Annotated in this window: 18 protein-coding genes; 4 read left to right on the top strand and 14 right to left on the bottom strand. The window is 60.4% G+C overall.

The features are described from left to right. Positions 1-90: 90 nt before the first annotated feature. Positions 91-1,344 carry a serine hydroxymethyltransferase gene (gene glyA, locus LB453_RS07335; protein ID WP_103794370.1) on the bottom strand — a complete coding sequence of 418 codons (1,254 nt, stop codon included), beginning with the start codon at positions 1,342-1,344 and terminating at the stop codon, positions 91-93. A 330-nt stretch (positions 1,345-1,674) separates the two neighbouring features. On the opposite strand from glyA, the gene hmpA reads away from it, so the two are divergent. After that, the gene (hmpA, locus tag LB453_RS07330) at positions 1,675-2,859 is read left to right on the top strand and encodes an NO-inducible flavohemoprotein (protein WP_103794371.1); all 1,185 of its coding nucleotides are present in this window, start codon (positions 1,675-1,677) and stop codon (positions 2,857-2,859) included. A gap of 70 nt (positions 2,860-2,929) precedes the next feature. On the opposite strand, the gene glnB is transcribed toward hmpA, so the two are convergent. The 5 genes from glnB to purL all read right to left on the bottom strand — a co-directional run bounded on the left by glnB (position 2,930) and on the right by purL (position 11,269). Then, on the bottom strand, positions 2,930-3,268 hold the full coding sequence (gene glnB / locus LB453_RS07325) for a nitrogen regulatory protein P-II (RefSeq protein WP_033753971.1): 339 nt from the start codon (positions 3,266-3,268) through the stop codon (positions 2,930-2,932). Between the two features lie 148 nt (positions 3,269-3,416). Continuing rightward, positions 3,417-4,751 (bottom strand): two-component system response regulator GlrR, encoded by a 1,335-nt coding sequence (gene glrR / locus LB453_RS07320; protein WP_103794372.1) that lies wholly within the window; start codon positions 4,749-4,751, stop codon positions 3,417-3,419. Beyond that, positions 4,751-5,419: a two-component system QseEF-associated lipoprotein QseG gene (gene qseG, locus LB453_RS07315; protein WP_103794373.1), complete on the bottom strand. Its 669-nt coding sequence runs from the start codon at positions 5,417-5,419 to the stop codon at positions 4,751-4,753. Before qseG ends, glrR begins: the two co-directional genes overlap by 1 nt. Before the next feature lie 3 nt (positions 5,420-5,422). Continuing rightward, entirely contained in the window at positions 5,423-6,850 is a 1,428-nt protein-coding gene (locus LB453_RS07310) for a sensor histidine kinase (protein ID WP_103794451.1), read from the bottom strand. A gap of 528 nt (positions 6,851-7,378) precedes the next feature. Beyond that, complete coding sequence (gene purL, locus LB453_RS07305; RefSeq protein WP_103794374.1) at positions 7,379-11,269, bottom strand: phosphoribosylformylglycinamidine synthase; 3,891 nt, start codon at positions 11,267-11,269, stop codon at positions 7,379-7,381. Positions 11,270-11,534: 265 nt separating this feature from the next. Between purL and mltF the strand changes: the two genes are divergently transcribed. Continuing rightward, positions 11,535-12,992 (top strand): membrane-bound lytic murein transglycosylase MltF, encoded by a 1,458-nt coding sequence (gene mltF / locus LB453_RS07300; RefSeq protein ID WP_103794375.1) that lies wholly within the window; start codon positions 11,535-11,537, stop codon positions 12,990-12,992. A gap of 35 nt (positions 12,993-13,027) precedes the next feature. Here the strand turns inward: mltF and tadA are convergent, their stop codons facing one another. Beyond that, the gene (tadA, locus tag LB453_RS07295; RefSeq protein ID WP_103794376.1) at positions 13,028-13,525 is read right to left on the bottom strand and encodes a tRNA adenosine(34) deaminase TadA; all 498 of its coding nucleotides are present in this window, start codon (positions 13,523-13,525) and stop codon (positions 13,028-13,030) included. Between the two features lie 71 nt (positions 13,526-13,596). Beyond that, positions 13,597-14,235, bottom strand: a complete 639-nt coding sequence (gene yfhb, locus LB453_RS07290) for a phosphatidylglycerophosphatase C (protein ID WP_103794377.1) — start codon at positions 14,233-14,235, stop codon at positions 13,597-13,599. Positions 14,236-14,405: 170 nt separating this feature from the next. On the opposite strand from yfhb, the gene LB453_RS07285 reads away from it, so the two are divergent. Both LB453_RS07285 and LB453_RS07280 read left to right on the top strand, forming a co-directional pair. Then, positions 14,406-15,245, top strand: a complete 840-nt coding sequence (locus tag LB453_RS07285) for a MurR/RpiR family transcriptional regulator (protein ID WP_103794378.1) — start codon at positions 14,406-14,408, stop codon at positions 15,243-15,245. Between the two features lie 50 nt (positions 15,246-15,295). Continuing rightward, a complete protein-coding gene (locus LB453_RS07280; RefSeq protein ID WP_103794379.1) occupies positions 15,296-15,544 on the top strand; it encodes a YfhL family 4Fe-4S dicluster ferredoxin in 249 nt (82 codons plus the stop codon). On the opposite strand, the gene acpS is transcribed toward LB453_RS07280, so the two are convergent. From acpS to lepB, 6 genes are all read right to left on the bottom strand, one after another. Further along, a complete protein-coding gene (acpS, locus tag LB453_RS07275; protein ID WP_103794380.1) occupies positions 15,541-15,921 on the bottom strand; it encodes a holo-ACP synthase in 381 nt (126 codons plus the stop codon). The two genes, LB453_RS07280 and acpS, sit on opposite strands and share 4 nt — an antisense overlap. Next, entirely contained in the window at positions 15,921-16,652 is a 732-nt protein-coding gene (pdxJ, locus tag LB453_RS07270) for a pyridoxine 5'-phosphate synthase (protein ID WP_103794381.1), read from the bottom strand. The genes acpS and pdxJ overlap by 1 nt, the downstream gene beginning before the upstream one ends. 66 nt (positions 16,653-16,718) lie before the next feature. Continuing rightward, the gene (recO, locus tag LB453_RS07265; protein WP_103794382.1) at positions 16,719-17,447 is read right to left on the bottom strand and encodes a DNA repair protein RecO; all 729 of its coding nucleotides are present in this window, start codon (positions 17,445-17,447) and stop codon (positions 16,719-16,721) included. A 4-nt stretch (positions 17,448-17,451) separates the two neighbouring features. Continuing rightward, a complete protein-coding gene (gene era, locus LB453_RS07260; RefSeq protein ID WP_103794383.1) occupies positions 17,452-18,357 on the bottom strand; it encodes a GTPase Era in 906 nt (301 codons plus the stop codon). A 45-nt stretch (positions 18,358-18,402) separates the two neighbouring features. After that, positions 18,403-19,083, bottom strand: a complete 681-nt coding sequence (rnc, locus tag LB453_RS07255) for a ribonuclease III (protein WP_081142359.1) — start codon at positions 19,081-19,083, stop codon at positions 18,403-18,405. Between the two features lie 133 nt (positions 19,084-19,216). Next, positions 19,217-20,191, bottom strand: a complete 975-nt coding sequence (gene lepB / locus LB453_RS07250) for a signal peptidase I (protein ID WP_103794384.1) — start codon at positions 20,189-20,191, stop codon at positions 19,217-19,219. Between the last annotated feature and the right edge of the window lie 2 nt (positions 20,192-20,193).

The raw sequence follows: 20,193 nt of genomic DNA, 5'->3' as shown, positions 1-20,193 counted from the left end.
TAATCAGTAAGTGCGCGCGATTTTAGCCTGGCAGCGGCAAAAAAAAGGATGGCCGAAGCCATCCTTTTTTACGATCGCACAGGCGTACGCTTATGCGTAAACCGGCAGACGCGAGCAGATCTCCAGCACTTTCTGTTTGGTGCGTTCGATAGTCGCTTCGTCGTTAACATTGTCCAGCACGTCGGCGATCCAGCCAGCCAGCTCGCGAACGTCCGCTTCTTTAAAGCCGCGACGGGTCACCGCAGGCGTACCGATGCGCACGCCAGAGGTAACGAACGGGCTTTTCGGATCGTTCGGCACGCTGTTTTTGTTAACGGTGATGTTGGCGCGGCCCAGCGCGGCGTCCGCCTCTTTGCCGGTCATGTTCTTGCTGACCAGGTCAATCAGGAACAGATGGTTATGGGTGCCGCCAGATACGATGTCGTAGCCGCGCGCGATCAGTACTTCTACCATCGCTTTAGCGTTCTTCGCCACCTGCTGCTGGTACGCCTTGAACTCCGGCTCCATCGCCTCTTTAAACGCGACCGCTTTACCCGCGATAACGTGCATCAGCGGACCGCCCTGTCCGCCAGGGAAGACGGCAGAGTTAAGTTTCTTATAGAGATCTTCGTCGCCGCCTTTCGCCAGGATCAGGCCGCCGCGCGGACCCGCCAGGGTTTTATGGGTGGTCGAGGTGACGATATGGGCGTGCGGCACCGGGGTCGGATAGACGTCAGCGGCGACCAGGCCAGCCACGTGCGCCATATCGACGAACAGGTAAGCGCCAACGCTGTCAGCGATTTCGCGCATTTTCGCCCAGTCACAAACGCCGGAATAGGCGGAGAAGCCACCGACGATCATTTTCGGCTGATGCGTTTTCGCCAGCTCGGCCAGCTCGTTGTAGTCGATTTTGCCGCTCTCATCGATGCCGTAAGGCACGACGTTATAGAGTTTGCCGGAGAGGTTGACCGGCGAGCCGTGAGTCAGGTGACCGCCGTGCGCCAGGTTCATACCCAGAATGGTGTCGCCCGGCTGCAGCAGCGCGGTATAGACGGCGAAGTTAGCCTGCGAGCCGGAGTGCGGCTGCACGTTGGCGAAGTCAGCGCCGAACAGCGCTTTAGCGCGATCGATCGCCAGCTGCTCAACGATGTCGACATATTCACAACCGCCGTAGTAGCGTTTTCCCGGATACCCTTCCGCGTATTTATTGGTGAGCTGTGAACCTTGCGCCTGCATTACACGTGGGCTGGTGTAGTTTTCAGAAGCAATCAGTTCAATGTGCTCTTCCTGACGCACTTTTTCTTGCTCCATCGCCTGCCACAACTCGGCATCATAATCGGCAATGTTCATTTCACGCTTTAACATCCGCATCTCCTGACTCAGCTAACTTTTTAACGGCGGTTTAGGCTCCCTTAGGAGCAAAGGCCAACAGTGTAAACCGTTTTGCCGGGTGACGGTAGCGCCAATTCCGTAATCCACGCAAACGATTGGCTCGCCGCTGGCAAAGGTTTTTTACGCTTTTTGTCCCTCTCTTCTTATCACGATATTTCATCAGGTTGTGACGCAGATTTTTTCAGCCTGTCGCTAAACCTTGCCAGCGTAATCACCTTATTTCGCGGCGGGTTATTTACAACCTTCAGGGCGCGATCATAACATGTATTTAAAATGCAACTTTACGCCGCCAGAGGTATTCCTATGCTTGATGCACAAACCATTGCTACCGTGAAATCTACCCTCCCCGCCGTTGCCGCCGTCGGACCGAAGCTTACCGCTCACTTTTATGACCGCATGCTGACGCAGCATCCCGAACTCAAAAACGTCTTCAATATGAACAACCAGCGCAACGGCAACCAGCGAGAAGCGCTGTTTAACGCGATCTGCGCCTATGGCGCGAATCTCGATAATCTGGCGGCGCTGCTGCCCGCCGTTGAAAAGATCGCGCAGAAGCACGCCAGCCTGGCGATTAAGCCGGAACAGTACGCCATCGTTGGCGAGAACCTGCTGGCGACGATTAAAGCGCTGCTGAATCCAGGGGATGAGGTGCTGGCGGCGTGGGGCCGCGCTTACGGCGTGCTGGCGGAGGTCTTTATCCAGCGTGAAGAGGCGATTTATCAGGAGACCGAGCAGCAAAAAGGAGGCTGGCGCGGCACTCGCCCCTTCCGCATTGCCGCTATCGAGACGCAGAGTTCCGTTATCAAAAGCTTTACCCTGGCCCCGGTCAACGGCGGCGCGGTGGCGGCCTTTAAGCCGGGTCAGTACCTTACCCTGCATCTGCACCCTGCCGGCTTTGAGTTTCAGCAGAACCGCCAGTATTCGCTTACTCACGCCAGCAACGGCGAAACCTACCGTATTGCGGTGAAACGCGACGCGCAGGGCACCGTCTCCGGCTGGCTGCATGACAACGCGCAGGTCGGCGATGTGCTGGCGTTAACCGCGCCGCACGGCGATGTTTTTATGGCGGTGAGTACGGAGACGCCGGTGGCGCTGATCTCGGCGGGCGTCGGCGTGACGCCGATGCTGGCGATGCTGCATGCGCTGGCTGACCAGCAGCATGCCGCGCCGGTGACCTGGCTGCACGCCACGGAAAACGGCGCGCAGCACGCCTTTGCGGATGAAGTGGCCGAGACGGCCGCCCGCCTGCGCGACGTTAAGAAGCGCATCTGGTACCGCGTGCCGGAGGCGGCTGACGCGGGCCGTTACGATGCCGAGGGCGTTATGGATTTGACCGCTGAAATCGCGCGGCTGCAGGATGCGCGCACCCAGTTCTGGCTGTGCGGGCCGGTAGGCTTTATGCAGTTTATTGCCGGTCAGCTGCGCGACGCGGGCGTAGACGCTTCACGCATTCACTATGAGGTGTTTGGTCCACATAAGGGACTCTAGCCAGACATAAACAAAAGGCCGCTGATAAAGCGGCCTTTTACTGGCTCTCCTCTCTCTGCTACAGCAGAAATTAGATCGCCTCTTCGTCCTCTTCGCCGGTACGAATACGCACCACGCGCGACACGTCGAAAACAAAAATCTTACCGTCGCCGATCTTACCGGTCTGCGCGGTTTTCATAATGGTTTCCACGCAGGTGTCGACGATGTCGTCGCCCACCACCATTTCGATTTTCACCTTGGGCAGAAAGTCGACCATATATTCCGCGCCGCGATAGAGCTCAGTGTGCCCTTTCTGACGGCCAAAGCCTTTCACTTCAGAAACCGTCATCCCGGTAATGCCCACTTCAGCTAAGGCTTCGCGCACATCATCGAGTTTGAATGGTTTGATAATCGCATCAATCTTTTTCATGTCAGACCCTTTTCTCACTCCCTCCGTGGCCGGATGGGGTGCTGTAAGTATAGACCCGCAGCCGCAGGCTACAGGGGCGTTGCCCGCAACGCATCCCGCCCGCAGGGGCATTCGTCGACGCTCTCAGGCGCTTCATCGCGCCAGAAAGCTACTCTTTAAAATCGCTGGCGTCCAGTTCATGTCGGGACAGCAGCTTATAAAACTCGGTGCGATTGCGCCCGGCCAGTCGGGCGGCGTTGGTGACATTGCCTTTGGTCATTTGCAGCAGCTTGCGCAGGTAGTTAAGTTCAAACTGGTTTCGCGCCTCGACAAAGGTCGGCAGCACGCTGCTTTCGCCGCTGAGCGCCTGCTCGACCAGCGCATCGCTGATCACCGGCGACGAGGTCAGCGCCACGCACTGCTCGATCACATTCACCAGCTGGCGCACGTTGCCCGGCCAGCTCGCCGTCATCAGCCGCTTCATCGCATCTACAGAGAAGCTGCGCACAAAAGGCTTATGTCGATCCGCCGCCTGGCGCAGCAAATGGGCGGCGAGCAGCGGAATATCTTCGGTCCGCTCGTGCAGCGCGGGCAGCTTAAGGTTGACCACGTTCAGGCGATAAAAGAGATCCTCGCGAAACTCTTTCTTCTCCATCGCCTTCGGCAAATCGCGGTGGGTGGCGGAGATAATGCGCACGTTAATGTCGATATCGTGATTGCTGCCGAGCGGACGGATTTTGCGCTCCTGCAGCACACGCAGCAGTTTCACCTGCAGCGACGGCGGCATATCGCCGATCTCGTCCAGAAACAGCGTGCCCCCCTCCGCCGCCTGGAACAGCCCTTCGCGCGCGCTGACCGCGCCGGTAAAGGCGCCGCGCGCATGTCCGAACAGCTCCGACTCCAGCAGCTGCTCCGGCAGCGCGCCGCAGTTGATGGCGACGAAAGGTTTGCCCGCGCGCGGACTGGCGGCGTGGATCGCCTGCGCCAGCACCTCTTTGCCGCTGCCGCTCTGGCCGTTGATTAAGACGCTGACGTCGGACTGCGCCACCATATGCGCCTGCTCCAGCAGCCGCAGCATGATCGGGCTGCGGGTAACGATCGCTTCGCGCCAGCGGTCGTCGCTGGCGGGGGCGCGCTGCGCCAGCGCGTCGTCGATCGCCTTATAGAGCGCATCGCGATCGACCGGCTTGGTCAGAAAGCTAAAGACGCCCTGCTGCGTGGCAGAGACGGCGTCGGGTATCGAGCCGTGCGCGGTGAGAATAATCACCGGCAGGCTGGCGTTGCGCTTCTGGATTTCGCCGAACAGCGCCAGCCCGTCCATTTCGTCCATACGCAAATCGCTGATGACGAGATCGATCGGCTCTTTCTGCAGCAGGCGCAGCGCTTCCGGCCCGCTGGCGGCGGTGGTGACCTGGTAGCCCTCGCTGCTAAGGCGCATGCCCAGCAGCTTCAGCAGGCTGGGATCGTCATCTACCAGCAGCAGACGTGCGGATTGTCTGGCCATTAAGGCTCCTCATGTGACGACGTTTCCGGCGCATGGCCGCTCTCGGTGACATCTGGCGTCTTACGCGAAGAGAGCTGGCGCTCAATATCCGTCAGGCGCTCCAGCTTATGCTGCGTGTCGTTAAGGGTGTTGCGCATCTGGGTCTGCTGCTGACGCAGCGCGTCGAGCTGCGCATCGCTGCTCTGCTGCAAATGCGCGAAGCGCGAGCGCGTTTCGCTGAGTTCGAGCTGCGCGACCTGATTGCCGCGCCACAGCTGGATCAGCGGGCGCACCGCGCCGGGAAAGCGGCTGCTGTAGGCATCCAGCGCCTCAACGTAATCGCGGCGCTCCAGCGGCGTAACGTTGCCGTTAGCCATCAGAATGCCGTTTTTAAAGGCGCGCGCCCAGCCTTCCACCGGCCAGCGATGCGCTTCGGCGCGCGCCTCTGCGGGCGACAGGCGCTCGGCGCAGTCGATGGCGCGCAGCCAGTAGAGCGGATTGCCCGTCGCCGTGGTGCTTTCATTGCGCCAGACGCTGGCGCAGTCGGTCGCCAGATAATCGGGCAGCCTGACCTCCGGCTCGGCGATGACGGCGTCGTGATGCGCGGACGAAGCGGCCGGGGAGGCGCTGCAGCCGCTGAGCGACAGGCTCAGCAGCGCGGTTAAGAGTGAGGCGAAGAAGATGTTCATCTGTCAGAGAGTCCCGGCTGTGTGATTCAGTACAATACGAAAACAAACGTCGGCATCTTTGCTGTCGATCAGCTGCAGATCCCCCTGCATGCGGCGCAGACAGTCTTTGGCGATGCTCAGTCCCAGCCCGCTGCCTTTTATCGGCCCTTTGCGCTGCAGGCTCCCCTGGAAAAAGGGTTCGAATATCATTTCGCGCTCTTTCTCAGGAATCGGCGTGCCGCTGTTGGCGACCTCTATCCACACCTTGTCGCCGTGCAGCTGACTGCGCAGCCAGATGCTACCGGATTCGCCGCCATAGTTCACGGCGTTAGAGTATAAGTTATCGATGACGCGCATCAGCAGCTCAGGCTCCGCGAGGCAGCTTTTCACCTGCAGATCGCGCTGCACATGCATCAGCTTGGCGCGCGCCGGCAGCGCATGGGCGCTGACCACCATATCCACCAGCTCAACGATATCCACCGTCTCCAGCGTCGTCGGCTCCTCCACCAGCTTACGGTTGTAATCAAGCAGCTGTTCAATCAGGCGCTGCAGATGGCGGCTGCTGGTATCCAGAATCGCCACCACCTCTTTCTGATCGTCGTTCAGCGCACCGACCACTTCATCCGCCAGCAGCTCCGTGCCTTCGCGCAGGCTGGCGAGCGGCGTCTTCAGCTCGTGGGAGAGATGGCGCAGGAACGCGTGACGCTGCGTCTCCAGCCAGGCCAGCCGCTCGCTAAGCCAGACGATGCGCTGGCCCAGGGAGCGCAGCTCGCGCGGGCCGCGGAACGCCACGGTCGCGCCCAGTTCGCGCCCTTCGCCGAGCCGGTTGATCATGCGCTCGACGCTTTTGACCGGCCCGATAATCATGCGGGTAAAGAGCAGCACCAGCGCCAGGCTGACGATAAACAGGATAAGCGCCTGCCAGCCGAAAAACTGGCCGCGATCGGCAATTTCGCGCTGCAGCTGCAGCCCGCGAGCGAATACCACTTCACGCGTCTCCTGCACCAGCTGCGCATTAACGGCGGAAAAGCGATCCAGCGCCTGCGAGGCGGCCGCGACCGGGTTGCCGTTACTGCACTGGAGTTGAGTGAGCTGCGGCAGAATGGTACGCAGCGTCTGGAATGCGGTCAGCGCGGGCAGGCTGGAGGCGTGAGAATCAAGTATCTGGCTGTAACGTGCGCGCTGCGTCTGATAGAGGCGCGCCAGGGTGGCGTCGCCCAGCACGCAATACTGGCGGTAGCTGCGCTCCAGCTCCAGCGCGGTACGTGCCATCGCTTCGCTGCGGCGCACGTCGGTGAAGGTATTGCGGTTGGTATCGGCGGCCTGATCGCTTAACGCCGACAAACTTTCCCAGGCCTGCCAGGCGAGCACCAGCAGCGGCAGCAGCACCAGCAAAAACGCCATTAGCACCAGCTGGCGCAACGAACGGGGAAATAAACGCCATCTTCTCACGCGGTCGCTTCCTTTAATAAACGCTGTGTGAATGCTAGCGAAGTCCGCTAGTGGAAGATAGAGCGGAAATGAAAACGGCAGGCCTTTCGGCCTGCCGTGAGAGCGACGCCGCAGCATCGCCTGAAAATAAGGTGGAGCCTAACTCAACGTTGCGCCCGATATTTGAAAACGTTGCAGAGCAAACGATTATCAACAGGTGGACGGCAGGCTCCGTTTGGTGCGTCATTCAGTTTTTATGAGCTCTGCCGCAGTGCGGGGCAATCATAAACAGGAGAATGAGCCACGAGCTAATATTAGCAAACTTCGTGCCAAAAAAGAAATAACATTCTTTTTCAGAGAGTTGCCAGCACCCATTCCTCGCCGCACGCGCTCTTCTGTCGCTAAAACCCAACAGTTAAAGGCCAGGGAAATCATTCCCTGATTAATCAGGGAGATAAATGTCGCCTTTTAGAGACAGCGAAGAGCGCACCCTGTCGCTATTTCCCAACAGGAAAAAAAGGAGACATCGCTGTCTCCTTTTTATCTCGCTTAGCCCAGCTGTTTCCGCGCGTTACGGAAGATGCGCATCCACGGGCTATCTTCGCCCCACTCCGCCGGGTGCCAGGAGTTGCTTACCGTACGGAAGACGCGCTCCGGGTGCGGCATCATGATGGTGACGCGGCCGCTTTCGTTCGTCACCGCCGTAATGCCGTTAGGCGAGCCGTTCGGGTTAGCTGGATAGCTCTCAGTCACCTTGCCGTAGTTATCGATAAAGCGCAGCGCGACCAGCCCTTTGGACTCCAGCGCAGCCAGATGCGCGCCGTCGCGCACCTCGACAAAGCCTTCGCCGTGAGAGACCGCAATCGGCATATGCGAGCCGGCCATGCCGTCCAGCAGCAGCGACGGGCTGGCAGCCACTTCCACCAGGCTGAAGCGCGCTTCGAAACGCTCTGACTGGTTACGCACGAAGCGCGGCCAGAGTTCGCTGCCAGGGATCAGCTCGCGCAGGTTCGACATCATCTGACAGCCGTTACATACGCCCAGCGCCAGCGTCTGCGGACGATGGAAGAACTCCTCGAAGGTATCGCGCACGCGGTTGTTGAACAGAATCGATTTCGCCCAGCCTTCGCCAGCGCCCAGCACGTCGCCGTAGGAGAAGCCGCCGCACGCCACCAGCGCCTGGAACGCCTCCAGATCGCGACGTCCCGCCAGCAGATCGCTCATATGCACGTCGACCGCCGTAAAGCCAGCGCGATGGAACGCGGCCGCCATTTCGACATGGGAGTTAACGCCCTGCTCGCGCAGCACCGCGACGCGCGGACGTGCGCCGGTAGCAATCATCGGCGCGGCGACATCCTCTTCCGGGTTAAAGGTCAGAGAGACGTTCAGGCCAGGATCGTTGTCATCTTTGCGCGCCTCATGCTCCTGATCGGCACAGATCGGGTTGTCGCGCAGGCGCTGCATCTGCCAGCTGGTTTCGCCCCACCAGGTGCGCAGCGTCGTGCGGCTTTCGCTGTAGATCGCGCTGTCGCCAGAGCGAATCACAAAGCGATCGCCGCGCTGCGCGCTGCCGATTGCGTGGCTGCAGCCTGCGAGGCCGCAATCCGCCAGCACTTTCTCCACGGCCGCGCGGTCTTCCGCTTTAATCTGGATCACCGCGCCCAGCTCTTCGGTAAAGAGCGCAGCCAGCGCGTCGCTGCCCAGTGCGGCAATATCGACCTCAATGCCGCAGTGGCCGGTAAAGGCCATTTCCGCCAGCGTGACCAGCAGGCCGCCGTCTGAACGATCGTGGTAGGCCAGCAGCTTCTGCTGCGCCACCAGCGTCTGAATCGCCTTGAAGAAGCCAGCCAGCTGCTGCGCGTCGCGCACGTCGGCCGGCTTGTCGCCCAGCTGACGGTAGACCTGAGAAAGCGCGGTCGCGCCCAGGGTATTGGCGCCGTTGCCGAGATCGATCAGCAGCAGCAGGTTTTCGCCGTCCGCCTGCAGCTCAGGCGTCACGGTGCGGCGCACATCCTCTACGCGGGCGAAGGCGGTGATCACCAGCGACAGCGGCGAGGTCATTTCGCGCTGCTCAATGCCTTCCTGCCAGCGGGTTTTCATCGACATGGAGTCTTTGCCCACCGGAATCGTAATGCCGAGCGCAGGACAGAGCGCTTCGCCCACCGCTTTGACCGCTTCATACAGGCCGGCATCTTCGCCCGGGTGACCTGCCGCCGCCATCCAGTTAGCGGAGAGCTTCACGCGCTTGAGATCGCCAATCTGCGTCGCCGCCAGGTTGGTCAGCGCTTCGCCCACCGCCAGACGGCCAGAGGCGGCGAAGTCGAGCAGCGCAACCGGCGCGCGCTCGCCCAGCGCAAAGGCTTCACCGTGATAGCTGTCGAGGCTGGCGGTAGTGACCGCGCAGTTCGCCACCGGAATCTGCCACGGACCGACCATCTGATCGCGCGCCACCATGCCGGTTACGCTACGGTCGCCGATGGTGACGAGGAAGGTTTTCTCCGCCACGGTCGGCAGGTGCAGCACGCGGTTTACCGCGTCGCTCAGGGTGATACCGTCGCGCAGCAGCGGCTCGCCTTTCGCCTGTTGCGTCGCCACGTCGCGCGTCATCTTCGGCGTTTTGCCCAGCAGCACGTCCAGCGGCATATCGATAGGGGTATTGCCGAAGTGGCTGTCGCTCAGGCTCAGGTGCTGCTCTTCGGTCGCCTCGCCGATCACGGCGTAAGGCGCGCGCTCACGCTGACAGAGCGCATCGAACTGCGCCAGCTTCTCCGGCGCCACCGCCAGCACGTAACGCTCCTGCGACTCGTTGCACCACACTTCCAGCGGGCTCATGCCCGGCTCGTCGTTAAGGATGTCGCGCAGGTTGAAACGGCCGCCGCGGCCGCCGTCGCTCACCAGCTCCGGCATGGCGTTGGAGAGGCCACCCGCGCCGACGTCGTGGATAAACAGAATCGGGTTCTCTTCGCCCATCTGCCAGCAGCGGTCAATCACCTCCTGACAGCGGCGCTCCATTTCCGGGTTGTCGCGCTGTACGGAGGCGAAATCGAGATCGGCGTCCGACTGGCCTGATGCCATAGAAGAGGCCGCGCCGCCGCCCAGGCCGATATTCATCGCCGGGCCGCCCAGCACGATCAGCTTCGCGCCCAGGCTAATCTCGCCTTTCTGTACGTGGTCGGCGCGGATATTGCCGATGCCGCCCGCTAGCATAATCGGCTTGTGGTAGCCGCGCAGCTCGACGCCGTTGTGGCTGTTGACCCGCTCTTCATAGGTGCGGAAATAGCCGTTCAGTGCCGGACGGCCAAATTCATTATTGAACGCTGCGCCGCCCAGCGGGCCTTCGGTCATAATATCCAGCGCGCTGACGATGCGCTCCGGCTTGCCGAAATCCTCTTCCCAGGGCTGCTCAAAGCCAGGAATACGCAGGTTCGAGACCGAGAAGCCGACCAGGCCAGCTTTCGGCTTCGCGCCGCGCCCGGTTGCGCCTTCGTCGCGGATTTCGCCGCCGGAGCCGGTCGCCGCGCCGGGCCACGGCGAGATCGCCGTCGGATGGTTATGGGTTTCAACCTTCATCAGGATATGCGCCGCTTCCTGATGGTACTCATACTCGCCTTTTTGCGCGTCGGCGTAGAAGCGCCCTACTTCCGAGCCTTCCATTACCGCCGCGTTGTCTTTATAAGCTGACAACACGTGGTCCGGCGTGGTCTCGAAGGTGTTTTTAATCATCTTGAACAGCGACTTCGGCTGTTTTTCACCGTCGATAATCCAGTCGGCGTTAAAAATTTTATGGCGGCAGTGCTCGGAGTTAGCCTGGGCGAACATATAGAGTTCGATATCGTTCGGGTTGCGCCCGAGACGCTGGAACGCCGTCAGCAGGTAGTCGATTTCATCATCCGCCAGCGCCAGCCCCAGCGTGCGGTTAGCCTCTTCCAGCGCCTGACGGCCGCTATTGAGCACGTCGATGCTTTTCAGCGGCTGCGGCTCGTGGTGTGCGAACAGCGCCTCCGCCTGCGACAGATCGCTGAAGACCGTCTCCATCATACGGTCGTGCAGCAGCGCCTGAAGCGTCTGCCACTGGGCGTCGGTCAGCTGCGGCGCCTGCACGTAGAAAGCCAGGCCGCGCTCCAGACGGCGCACCTGCGGCAGATCGCAGTTGTGCGCGATGTCGGTGGCTTTGGATGACCAGGGCGAAATGGTGCCGGGACGCGGCGTCACCAGCAGCAGGCGGCCTTGCGGCGCATGTTCGGCGAGAGAAGGACCGTATTTCAGCAGGCGCTGCAGGCGCGCTTTTTCATCAGCGTTCAGCGGTGCGCTGACATCGGCAAAATGGACGTACTCGGCGTAAATGTCACTCACCGGCAGGTGAGCGTCCTGAAAGCGGGTCAGCAGTTTGTTTACACGAAATGCCGACAGGGCGGGCGAACCACGCAGAATTTCCATCATTTAATCTCTCGTCAGAGCGCCGTGCGACGCTTCAAGGGGCACAACAGCAGAAAACGGGCGGTATTATAGAGAAACACCCCGCCCGACGAAACCGTTTGCGCATAATTTCTCTCTCTGCGGAATAGCCTGAATTTTGCGCAAAACCTGCTTTATAAGTTGCTCTACGCTGCCGAGTTGCGCAAAATGCCCCTCGCTCTGGGAGTTCAAAAAAGATCAATACTGCCTTTAAAAGACAGAGGCCTTAGAGCCAGCGAGAGACAACTATTTGAAACGCCTAAAATTAAACTATCTGCTGATCGGTCTCGTCACCCTGCTGCTGGCGATGGCGTTATGGCCATCGATCCCGTGGTACGGCAACGGACAGGATGCGATTTCGCAGATAAAATCACGGGGAGTGCTGCGTATCAGTACCATCAATTCCCCGCTGACTTACTACACCATCAATAAAGCCCCTGCCGGTATGGATTACGAACTGGCGAAGCGCTTTGCAGACTATTTGGGCGTCAGGCTCAAGGTCACGGTGCGCCCGAACCTCAGCGATCTGTTTGACGATCTCGACGATGGCAAGGCGGACATGCTGGCGGCAGGGCTGATTTATAACGATGAACGGCTGACGCGCTATAAAACCGGGCCGAGCTACTACTCCGTGTCCCAGCAGCTGGTCTATCGCGTCGATAAGCCGCGCCCGAAAAACCTCGGCGACCTGAAAGGAGAGCTGCGGGTCGCATCCGGCTCCGCCTATCTGTCGTCGCTGAAAACGGCGCGCGATAAGCAATATCCCGATCTTAACTGGGTTATCTCCACCGACCAGGCGCCTAAAGCGCTGCTGGAAGCGGTGGCGGACGGCAAGCTCGACTACACCATCGGCGACTCCGTTACCATCGCCCTGCTGCAGCGCATCCATCCGCAGCTGGCGGTGGCGTTCGACGTCACGGATGAAGAGCCGGTTACCTGGTATGTGCCGCACAGCGACGACAGCAGCCTGAACGCCGCGATGCTCGACTTTTTTAACTCTATGGGCGAAGAAGGCGTTATGGCGCGCCTGGAGGAGAAGTACCTCGGTCACGTCGGCACCTTCGACTATGTAGATACCCGCACTTTCCTGCGCGCCATCGACGTCACGCTGCCGGAGATCAAACCGCTGTTTGAGAAGTATGCGGCCAGCATCGACTGGCGGCTGCTGGCGGCGATCTCCTATCAGGAGTCGCACTGGAATCCGCTGGCGACCTCCCCTACCGGCGTGCGCGGCATGATGATGCTGACGCGCAGCACCGCCGACAGCCTTAACGTCGAGGATCGCACCGATACCGAGCAGAGCATTCGCGGCGGCAGCCTCTATTTACAGCGCATGATGGACAAGGTGCCCGCCACCATTCCCGAAGAGGAGCGCATCTGGTTCGCGCTGGCGGCATATAACATGGGCTACGCCCATATGCTGGACGCGCGCAAACTCACGGTGAAACAGGGCGGCAACCCCGACAGCTGGGCCGACGTAAAGCTGCGGCTGCCGATGCTGAGCCAGAAACGCTATTACGCGCAGACCACCTACGGCTACGCGCGCGGCCACGAAGCCTATAACTACGTCGAGAACATCCGTAAGTATCAGCTGAGCCTGGTGGGGTATTTGCAGGAGCAGGAGAAACGGCTGGCCCAGCAGTCGGCGCGCGAGGCGGAGCTGGCCAGCGGCTATCCGGCGGTGGCGCCGGAAATCGCCATGAACTAGGCAGCGCGCAAAAAGCACTGCGCCGCGCCGCAGCGCTACTCCCTTCCGCGCTGCGCCTGACGCAGCGCTTTTTTCTGCTCGCGACGCATGCGGAAAAAGTCGCTCAGCATCGCCGCGCACTCTTCCGCCAGCACGCCGCTCTGCATTGCGACCTGATGATTCATACCGGGATGGCCGAGTACGTCAATCAGCGAGCCCGCCGCGCCGGTTTTCTCATCACCGGCGCCGTAGACCAGTCGCGCGATACGGCTGTGTACCATCGCGCCGGCGCACATCACGCAGGGCTCCAGCGTGACGTAGAGGGTGGTATCCAGCAGGCGGTAATTTTCCAGCACCTTGCCGCCCTGACGCAGCGCCATGATTTCGGCGTGAGCGGTCGGGTCGTGCTGGCCGATGGGCCGGTTCCACCCTTCGCCAATCACGCGATCGCCCTGCACCAGCACCGCACCGACCGGCACCTCGCCCTGTTCCCAGGCGATGCGCGCCAGCCGCAGCGCGTGGCGCATCCAGTATTCGTCTTGAGATTGATTCACGCAGGCTCACTCCCGGCAGCAGCAAAGCGGCGCATTATAGCGATCCCGCGCGCAGAATCGAAGATGCAACCCTACTCCAGCTGTTGAAGCTCGCCGCGCGGCGTTACGCGCCAGCGGTGCTGGCAGAAAAAGAGCAGCGGGTTATCCTGCTTACTGTCGCTGTAGCCGCTATAGAGCTGCAGCGGCGTGCCGATCTTCTCTTCGAGCTGGACCACTTTCTCATGGCCGAGGCAGCGCATCGCCAGCACGCGGCCGCCAAAGCCGCGCTGCATCTGGCTGGCGATCAGTTTGACGCGCGGCAGGAACGCCGAATCGTAGTAAACCTGTTCTACCAGCGACTGCGGCGAGCCGGTGATCAGCCAGACGTCGGCATCGTCGCTGCCGAGGTAGTCGGTAAGGCGCTGCTGCACCACCGGAAACGCCGTCACCCGCTGGCGAAACCACTGCGCAAAAGCGGCTTCGCGCTGCTGCAGTGTGCGCTCCGAACGGCCGAAGGTGATCGACCAGAGCAGCAGGCTCATTGGCCAGCGCGCCGCGCGCCCTTTGATCAGCAGCCCCAGCCCCACCACCGGCAGCAGCGGGACCACCAGCAGCAAATTGAGCGGCTGACGCCACAGCGTATAGCGCATAAAGGTGCCGAACATATCCTGCTGATGCAATGTGCCATCCAGATCGAAAAACACCACGCGACGTTGTGTACCTTTGGTCAAAAAACGCTCCTTTCTGTTTTATTCGCCCTATGGTTCCTTATTGTAGCCATCAACTGCCGCAGCGGCGACGACAGCTATTTTTAATTCCAGCGGCTACAATGCCAGATGAATAGTTTATTCTTCAGCAGGTACAGGTATCTTAGGGCAGGCTACTTAAACGAGGACCAGGCATGAGCTCATTGCTGCGCATTCGTCAGCTCTATCCGCGTCTGGCGCTAAACGAGCGCCGGCTGGCGGACTTTCTGTTATCACAGCCGGATCGGGCGCGCCATCTCAGCTCGCAGAAGCTGGCTGAAGAGTCGGGGGTGAGTCAGTCGAGCGTGGTGAAATTCGCGCAGAAGCTGGGCTATAAGGGCTTTCCGGCGCTTAAGCTGGCGCTGAGCGAGTCGCTGGCGGATCGCGACGCCATTACCGTGCATAACCACATTCTCAGCGACGACTCGCTGAAAACCGTGGGCGAGAAGCTGCTGACAGAGAAACTCTCTGCGATTCGCGCCACGCTTGATATCAACAGCGAAGAGAAGCTGCACGAGACGCTGCACCTGCTGAAAAACGCCCAGCGCATCGTGCTGGTGGGCATCGGCGCCTCGGGGCTGGTGGCGAAAGATTTTTCCTGGAAGCTGATGAAGATCGGCATCAATGCGGTAGCGGAGCAGGATATGCACGCCCTGCTGGCCAGCGTGCAGGCGATGCGTCCCGGCGACGTGCTGCTGGCGATCTCCTATACCGGCGAGCGTAAAGAGATCAACCTGGCAGCGCAGGAGGCCGCGCAGATTGGCGCCTACGTGCTGGCGTTTACCGGCTTTACCCCCAATAGCCTGCAGCAGACCGCCACCCACTGCCTCTACACCGTGGCGGAAGAACAGAGCACGCGCAGCGCCGCTATCTCGTCGACCACGGCGCAGCTGGCGCTGACCGACCTGCTGTTTATGGCGCTGGTGCAGAACGATCCAGAGCGCGCCGCCAGCCATATCCGTCACAGCGAAGCGCTGGTGAAAAAGCTGAACTGAGCGGCGAACGCGAGTATAATGGCGCCGTTTTTAGCTGATCAGGTGAAATCATGGCGCTGCTGATTACCGCCAAATGCATCAATTGCGATATGTGCGAACCCGAATGCCCTAACCAGGCGATCAGGCTCGGCGCGGAGATCTACGAGATTGACCCCGGCCGCTGCACCGAGTGCATCGGCCATTACGACGCCCCGACCTGCCAGAGCGTCTGCCCTATCGATAACACCATCATTATCGATCCACAGCACATCGAGTCGCGCGATGCGCTGTGGGAGAAGTTCGTGGTGCTGCACCACTAGTTTTCAATAATCACCGTTGCGCAGGCGTAGTGACGCTCATCCGCCAGCGTGACGTGAACCTGCCTGACGCCCAGCCTCTCCGCCACGTCGCTGGCGTGGTTGAAAAAGCGCAGCCCAGGTTTACCCAGCTCGTCGTTGTAAACTTCAAACTGATTAAACGCCAGCCCGCCGCGAATGCCGGTGCCGAAGGCTTTGGCCGCCGCTTCCTTGACGGCAAAACGTTTAGCCAGGAAGCGCACCGGCTGCTGGTGCTGCTGATATTGCTGCCACTCGGCTTCGCTCAGCACGCGCCGCGCCAGGCGGTCGCCGGAGCGCTCAATCACCCCGGCAATACGCTCGATTTCGACGATGTCGGTGCCCAGTCCGAGAATAGCCATCAGCGACGCGCTTCCCGCATCAGCAGCTTCATCTCTTTTACCGCGTCGGCCAGGCCGCTGAAGAGCGCGCGGCCGATAATGGCGTGGCCGATATTCAGCTCGTGCATCTCCGGCAGTGCGGCGATCGGCTGGACGTTGTGGTAGGTGAGGCCGTGGCCGGCGTTGACCTTGAGGCCCAGGCTGGCGGCAAAGGTGGCGGCGTGACGGATACGCGTCAGCTCCGCCTCACGCGGCAGCCCCTCCGCCGCCTCGGCATAGGCACCGGTATGAATTTCAATGTAGGGCGCGCCGCTGGCAACCGCCGCCTCAATCTGACGATGATCGGGGTCGATAAACAGCGAAACCTGAATGCCCGCGTCGCTCAGCTGCTTAACCGCCGCGTTGATTTTGTCCTGCTGGCCCGCCACGTCAAGGCCGCCCTCGGTGGTCACCTCTTCGCGCTTTTCCGGCACCAGACAGACAAAGTGCGGCTTGATCTCGCAGGCGATACCGACCATCTCGTCGGTGACCGCCATCTCCAGGTTCATACGCGTCTGGATGGTGTCGCGCAGAATGCGCACGTCGCGATCGGTGATATGGCGGCGATCTTCGCGCAGGTGGACGGTAATGCCTTCCGCGCCCGCCTGCTCGGCAACAAAAGCGGCCTGCACCGGATCGGGATAGTGGGTGCCGCGCGCGTTACGTACCGTGGCGATATGATCGATATTGACCCCTAACAGCAACTCAGCCATGACAATCCTCAGCTTAACTATGTCGAAAAATCAGAGTGTACCGCGGCGCGCGGCGCAGGCACAGCGCTACGGGCTGGTTGCGTCGGGCCGCTTTTTCGGCACGAACTGGCGAAACAGCTCGGTGCTCTTTAAGGGTTTGCCGCCCAGGTAGGGTTTCAGCGCGATGCGGGTAAAGCGCTTGGCGGCGCGCAGCGTGTCGGCATCGGGGAAATCGCGCTCCCACAGCGCGCGCAGCTGACGGCCGGTGAAGCTGCGCTGGCCAGTGACCAGGCTGGCGATAAAGCCTTTCTCTTCACGGTAGCTGTAGGTCATGGCGTCGGTAACCGGCTCGCCGCTGCCGGCGCAGTGCAGAAAGTCGACGCCGTAGCCGAGATGCCCGAGCAGCGCCAGCTCGAAGCGGCGCAGCGCCGGTTCTGGCGAGCTGTTGTCGGCCGCCAGCGTCTGCAGACAGTTCAGGTAGTCGAAGAAGAGTTCTGAGAAGGGAAATTCCTGCTCCAGCACGCGCGACACCAGTTCGTTCACGTAAAGGCCGCAGTAGAGCGTAATGCCGCTGAGCGGCAGCGCCAGCGAGACCGCTTCGGCTTTGGTCAGGGTTTTGACCTCGCCGCGCCCGGTCCAGCGCACCAGCAGCGGCGTAAAGGGCTGCAGCGTGCCTTTCAGCTGCGAGCGGCGCGCGCGCGCGCCTTTCGCCAGCACCCTGACCCGCCCATGGCTTTCGCTGAAGAGATCGAGCAGCAGGCTGGTTTCGCTGTAGGGGCGACTATGCAGCACAAAGGCGCGTTGCCAGCCTTCCATAGGATCAGAGGTCGTCTACGTAGCCCAGGCTGCGCAGCGCACGTTCGTCGTCGGCCCAGCCTGACTTCACTTTGACCCACAGTTCGAGATGCACTTTGGCTTCGAACATCTCTTCCATGTCTTTACGCGCTTCAATACCAATGGTTTTGATTTTGGCGCCTTTGTTGCCGATCACCATCTTCTTCTGCCCTTCGCGCTCGACGAGGATCAGGCCGTTGATATCGTAGCCGCCGCGATCGTTACTGACGAACTGCTCGATCTCGACCGTAACCGAGTACGGCAGTTCGGCACCGAGGAAGCGCATCAGCTTCTCGCGGATAATCTCCGACGCCATAAAGCGCTGCGAGCGGTCGGTGATGTAATCTTCCGGGAAGTGGTGATCCGCCTGCGGCAGACGCTTGCGCACAATCGCCGCGATGGTGTCGACGTTTTTTCCGCTTTCAGCGGAGATCGGCACGATGTCGAGAAAGTTCATCTGCTGGCTCAGGAACTGCAGATGGGGCAGCAGGATACTTTTATCCTGAATGTTGTCCACTTTGTTGATGGCCAGCACTACCGGCACTTTGTTGTCGCGCAGCTTGTTCAGCACCATCTCGTCGTCTGGCGTCCAGCGCGTGCCTTCGACCACGAAGATCACCAGCTCGACATCACCGATGGAGCTGCTGGCCGCGCGGTTCATCAGGCGGTTGATGGCGCGCTTCTCTTCCATGTGCAGCCCGGGCGTATCCACATAGATGGCCTGATATTCGCCTTCGGTGTGGATGCCCATAATGCGGTGACGCGTGGTTTGCGGCTTACGCGAGGTGATCGACACCTTCTGCCCCAGCAGCTGGTTCAGTAAGGTGGATTTGCCGACGTTGGGTCGGCCGACAATCGCGACAAAGCCGCAATAGGTATTCTGTTCGCTCATTCGAGTCCTGACTTTTTCAGCGCCTGTTCAGGCGCCGGGATATTGCTATTCGAGACCAAGCTTAATTAGCGCCTGTTCGGCAGCTGCCTGTTCTGCTTTACGGCGGCTGGAGCCTACGCCCACCACCGGTTCAGCCATGCCACTCACCTGACAGTGAATGGTGAATTCCTGATCGTGGGCTTCGCCACGCACCTGCACCACCAGATAGGACGGCAGCGGCAGGTGACGCCCCTGCAGATACTCCTGCAGGCGGGTTTTCGGATCTTTTTGTTTATCGCCCGGGCTAATCTGCTCGAGGCGCGTCTGATACCAGTCAAGGATCAGCTTTTCCACCGTCTGGATATTGCTGTCGAGGAAGATGCCGCCAATCAGCGCCTCCACCGTATCCGCCAGGATCGATTCGCGACGAAATCCGCCGCTTTTCAGTTCGCCCGGCCCCAGGCGCAAACATTCGCCAAGGTCAAACTCTCGCGCCATCTCCGCCAGCGTGTTGCCACGCACCAGCGTTGCGCGCATGCGGCTCATATCGCCCTCGTCAACGCGAGGAAAGCGATGATAAAGCGCATTGGCGATCACATAGCTGAGAATGGAATCGCCGAGAAATTCGAGACGCTCGTTGTGCTTACTGCTGGCGCTGCGGTGCGTTAGCGCCTGTTGCAAGAGTTCCGGATGAGTAAAAGTGTAGCCCAGTTTGCGCTGAAGCTTATTAATGAGGATGGGGTTCATGCGATTCCAGTTCTTTTGTGCGTCTGTGACTCTGCATACGAAACAGGGCTGGCTTTCCAACACATTCTGTTTAGTGTGCAGTGGCCCCCCGCAGGAGGCCAACCGTTTTGCCCGTTTATCCGGGCCAGATTACTCAGTGAATGCCGCCGATACGGCTCAGGCGTACGCCTGTCGGCCACTGACCTTCCTGCTTATCGAAGCTCATCCAGATGGCGACCGCCTTGCCGACCAGATTGCGTTCCGGGACAAAGCCCCAGTAGCGGCTGTCGGCGCTGTTGTCGCGGTTATCGCCCATCATAAAATATTGCCCCTGCGGCACGATCCAGGTCGCCTGCGGCTGGCCCGGCTGCTGATAATACATGCTCGCCTGGCTCTGCGCTTCGTTTACCAGCAAAATATCGTGCGTAACCTTGCCCAGCGTCTCTTTACGCGTGCCAAGACGCAGACCGCCGCGCATCGTTTCGCCCTGCGGCACCTGATAGAAGCCGTTGCCCGCTTCGTTGCCGTCAAAGCCGCTAAAGGTCTGGATAAAGTTGCTCGGCTCGATATTGGTGTAGGTAATCGGCAGCGCGCTGGCGCAGCGCTGGCCGGCGGCGCAGTTCGGGCTGACGGTCAGCGTTTTGCTGTAGGGATCGAACACAACTTTGTCGCCCGGCAGGCCGATGACGCGCTTAATGTAATCCAGGCTCGGATCTTTCGGGTATTTAAATACCGCGATATCGCCGCGCTGCGGATGGCCGGTCGGGATCAGCGTTGTCTGGGTGATGGGATCTTTAATGCCGTAGGCGAACTTCTCCACCAGAATAAAATCGCCGATCAGCAGCGTTGGCATCATAGAGCCAGACGGGATCTGGAAGGGCTCATAGATAAACGAGCGCACCACAAATACCACCAGCAGCACCGGGAAGACCGACGCAGCGGTCTCCACCCAGCCGGGCTGTCCGCCGACTTTCGCCAGCGTTTTGTCGTCGAGGGAGTGGCCAGCCGCAGCCTGCGCTTCCGCTCGTTTAGCCCGGCGCGCCGGCGCCCACTTCACGCGATCGATACACCAGATAATACCGGTGATCAGCGTCGCTAGCGCCAGAACCAGGGCGAACATATTAGCCATTA

This window comes from Pantoea agglomerans (genome assembly GCF_020149765.1).
Lineage (GTDB): Bacteria > Pseudomonadota > Gammaproteobacteria > Enterobacterales > Enterobacteriaceae > Pantoea > Pantoea alvi.
This window is presented reverse-complemented; position numbering and strand designations above follow the sequence as displayed.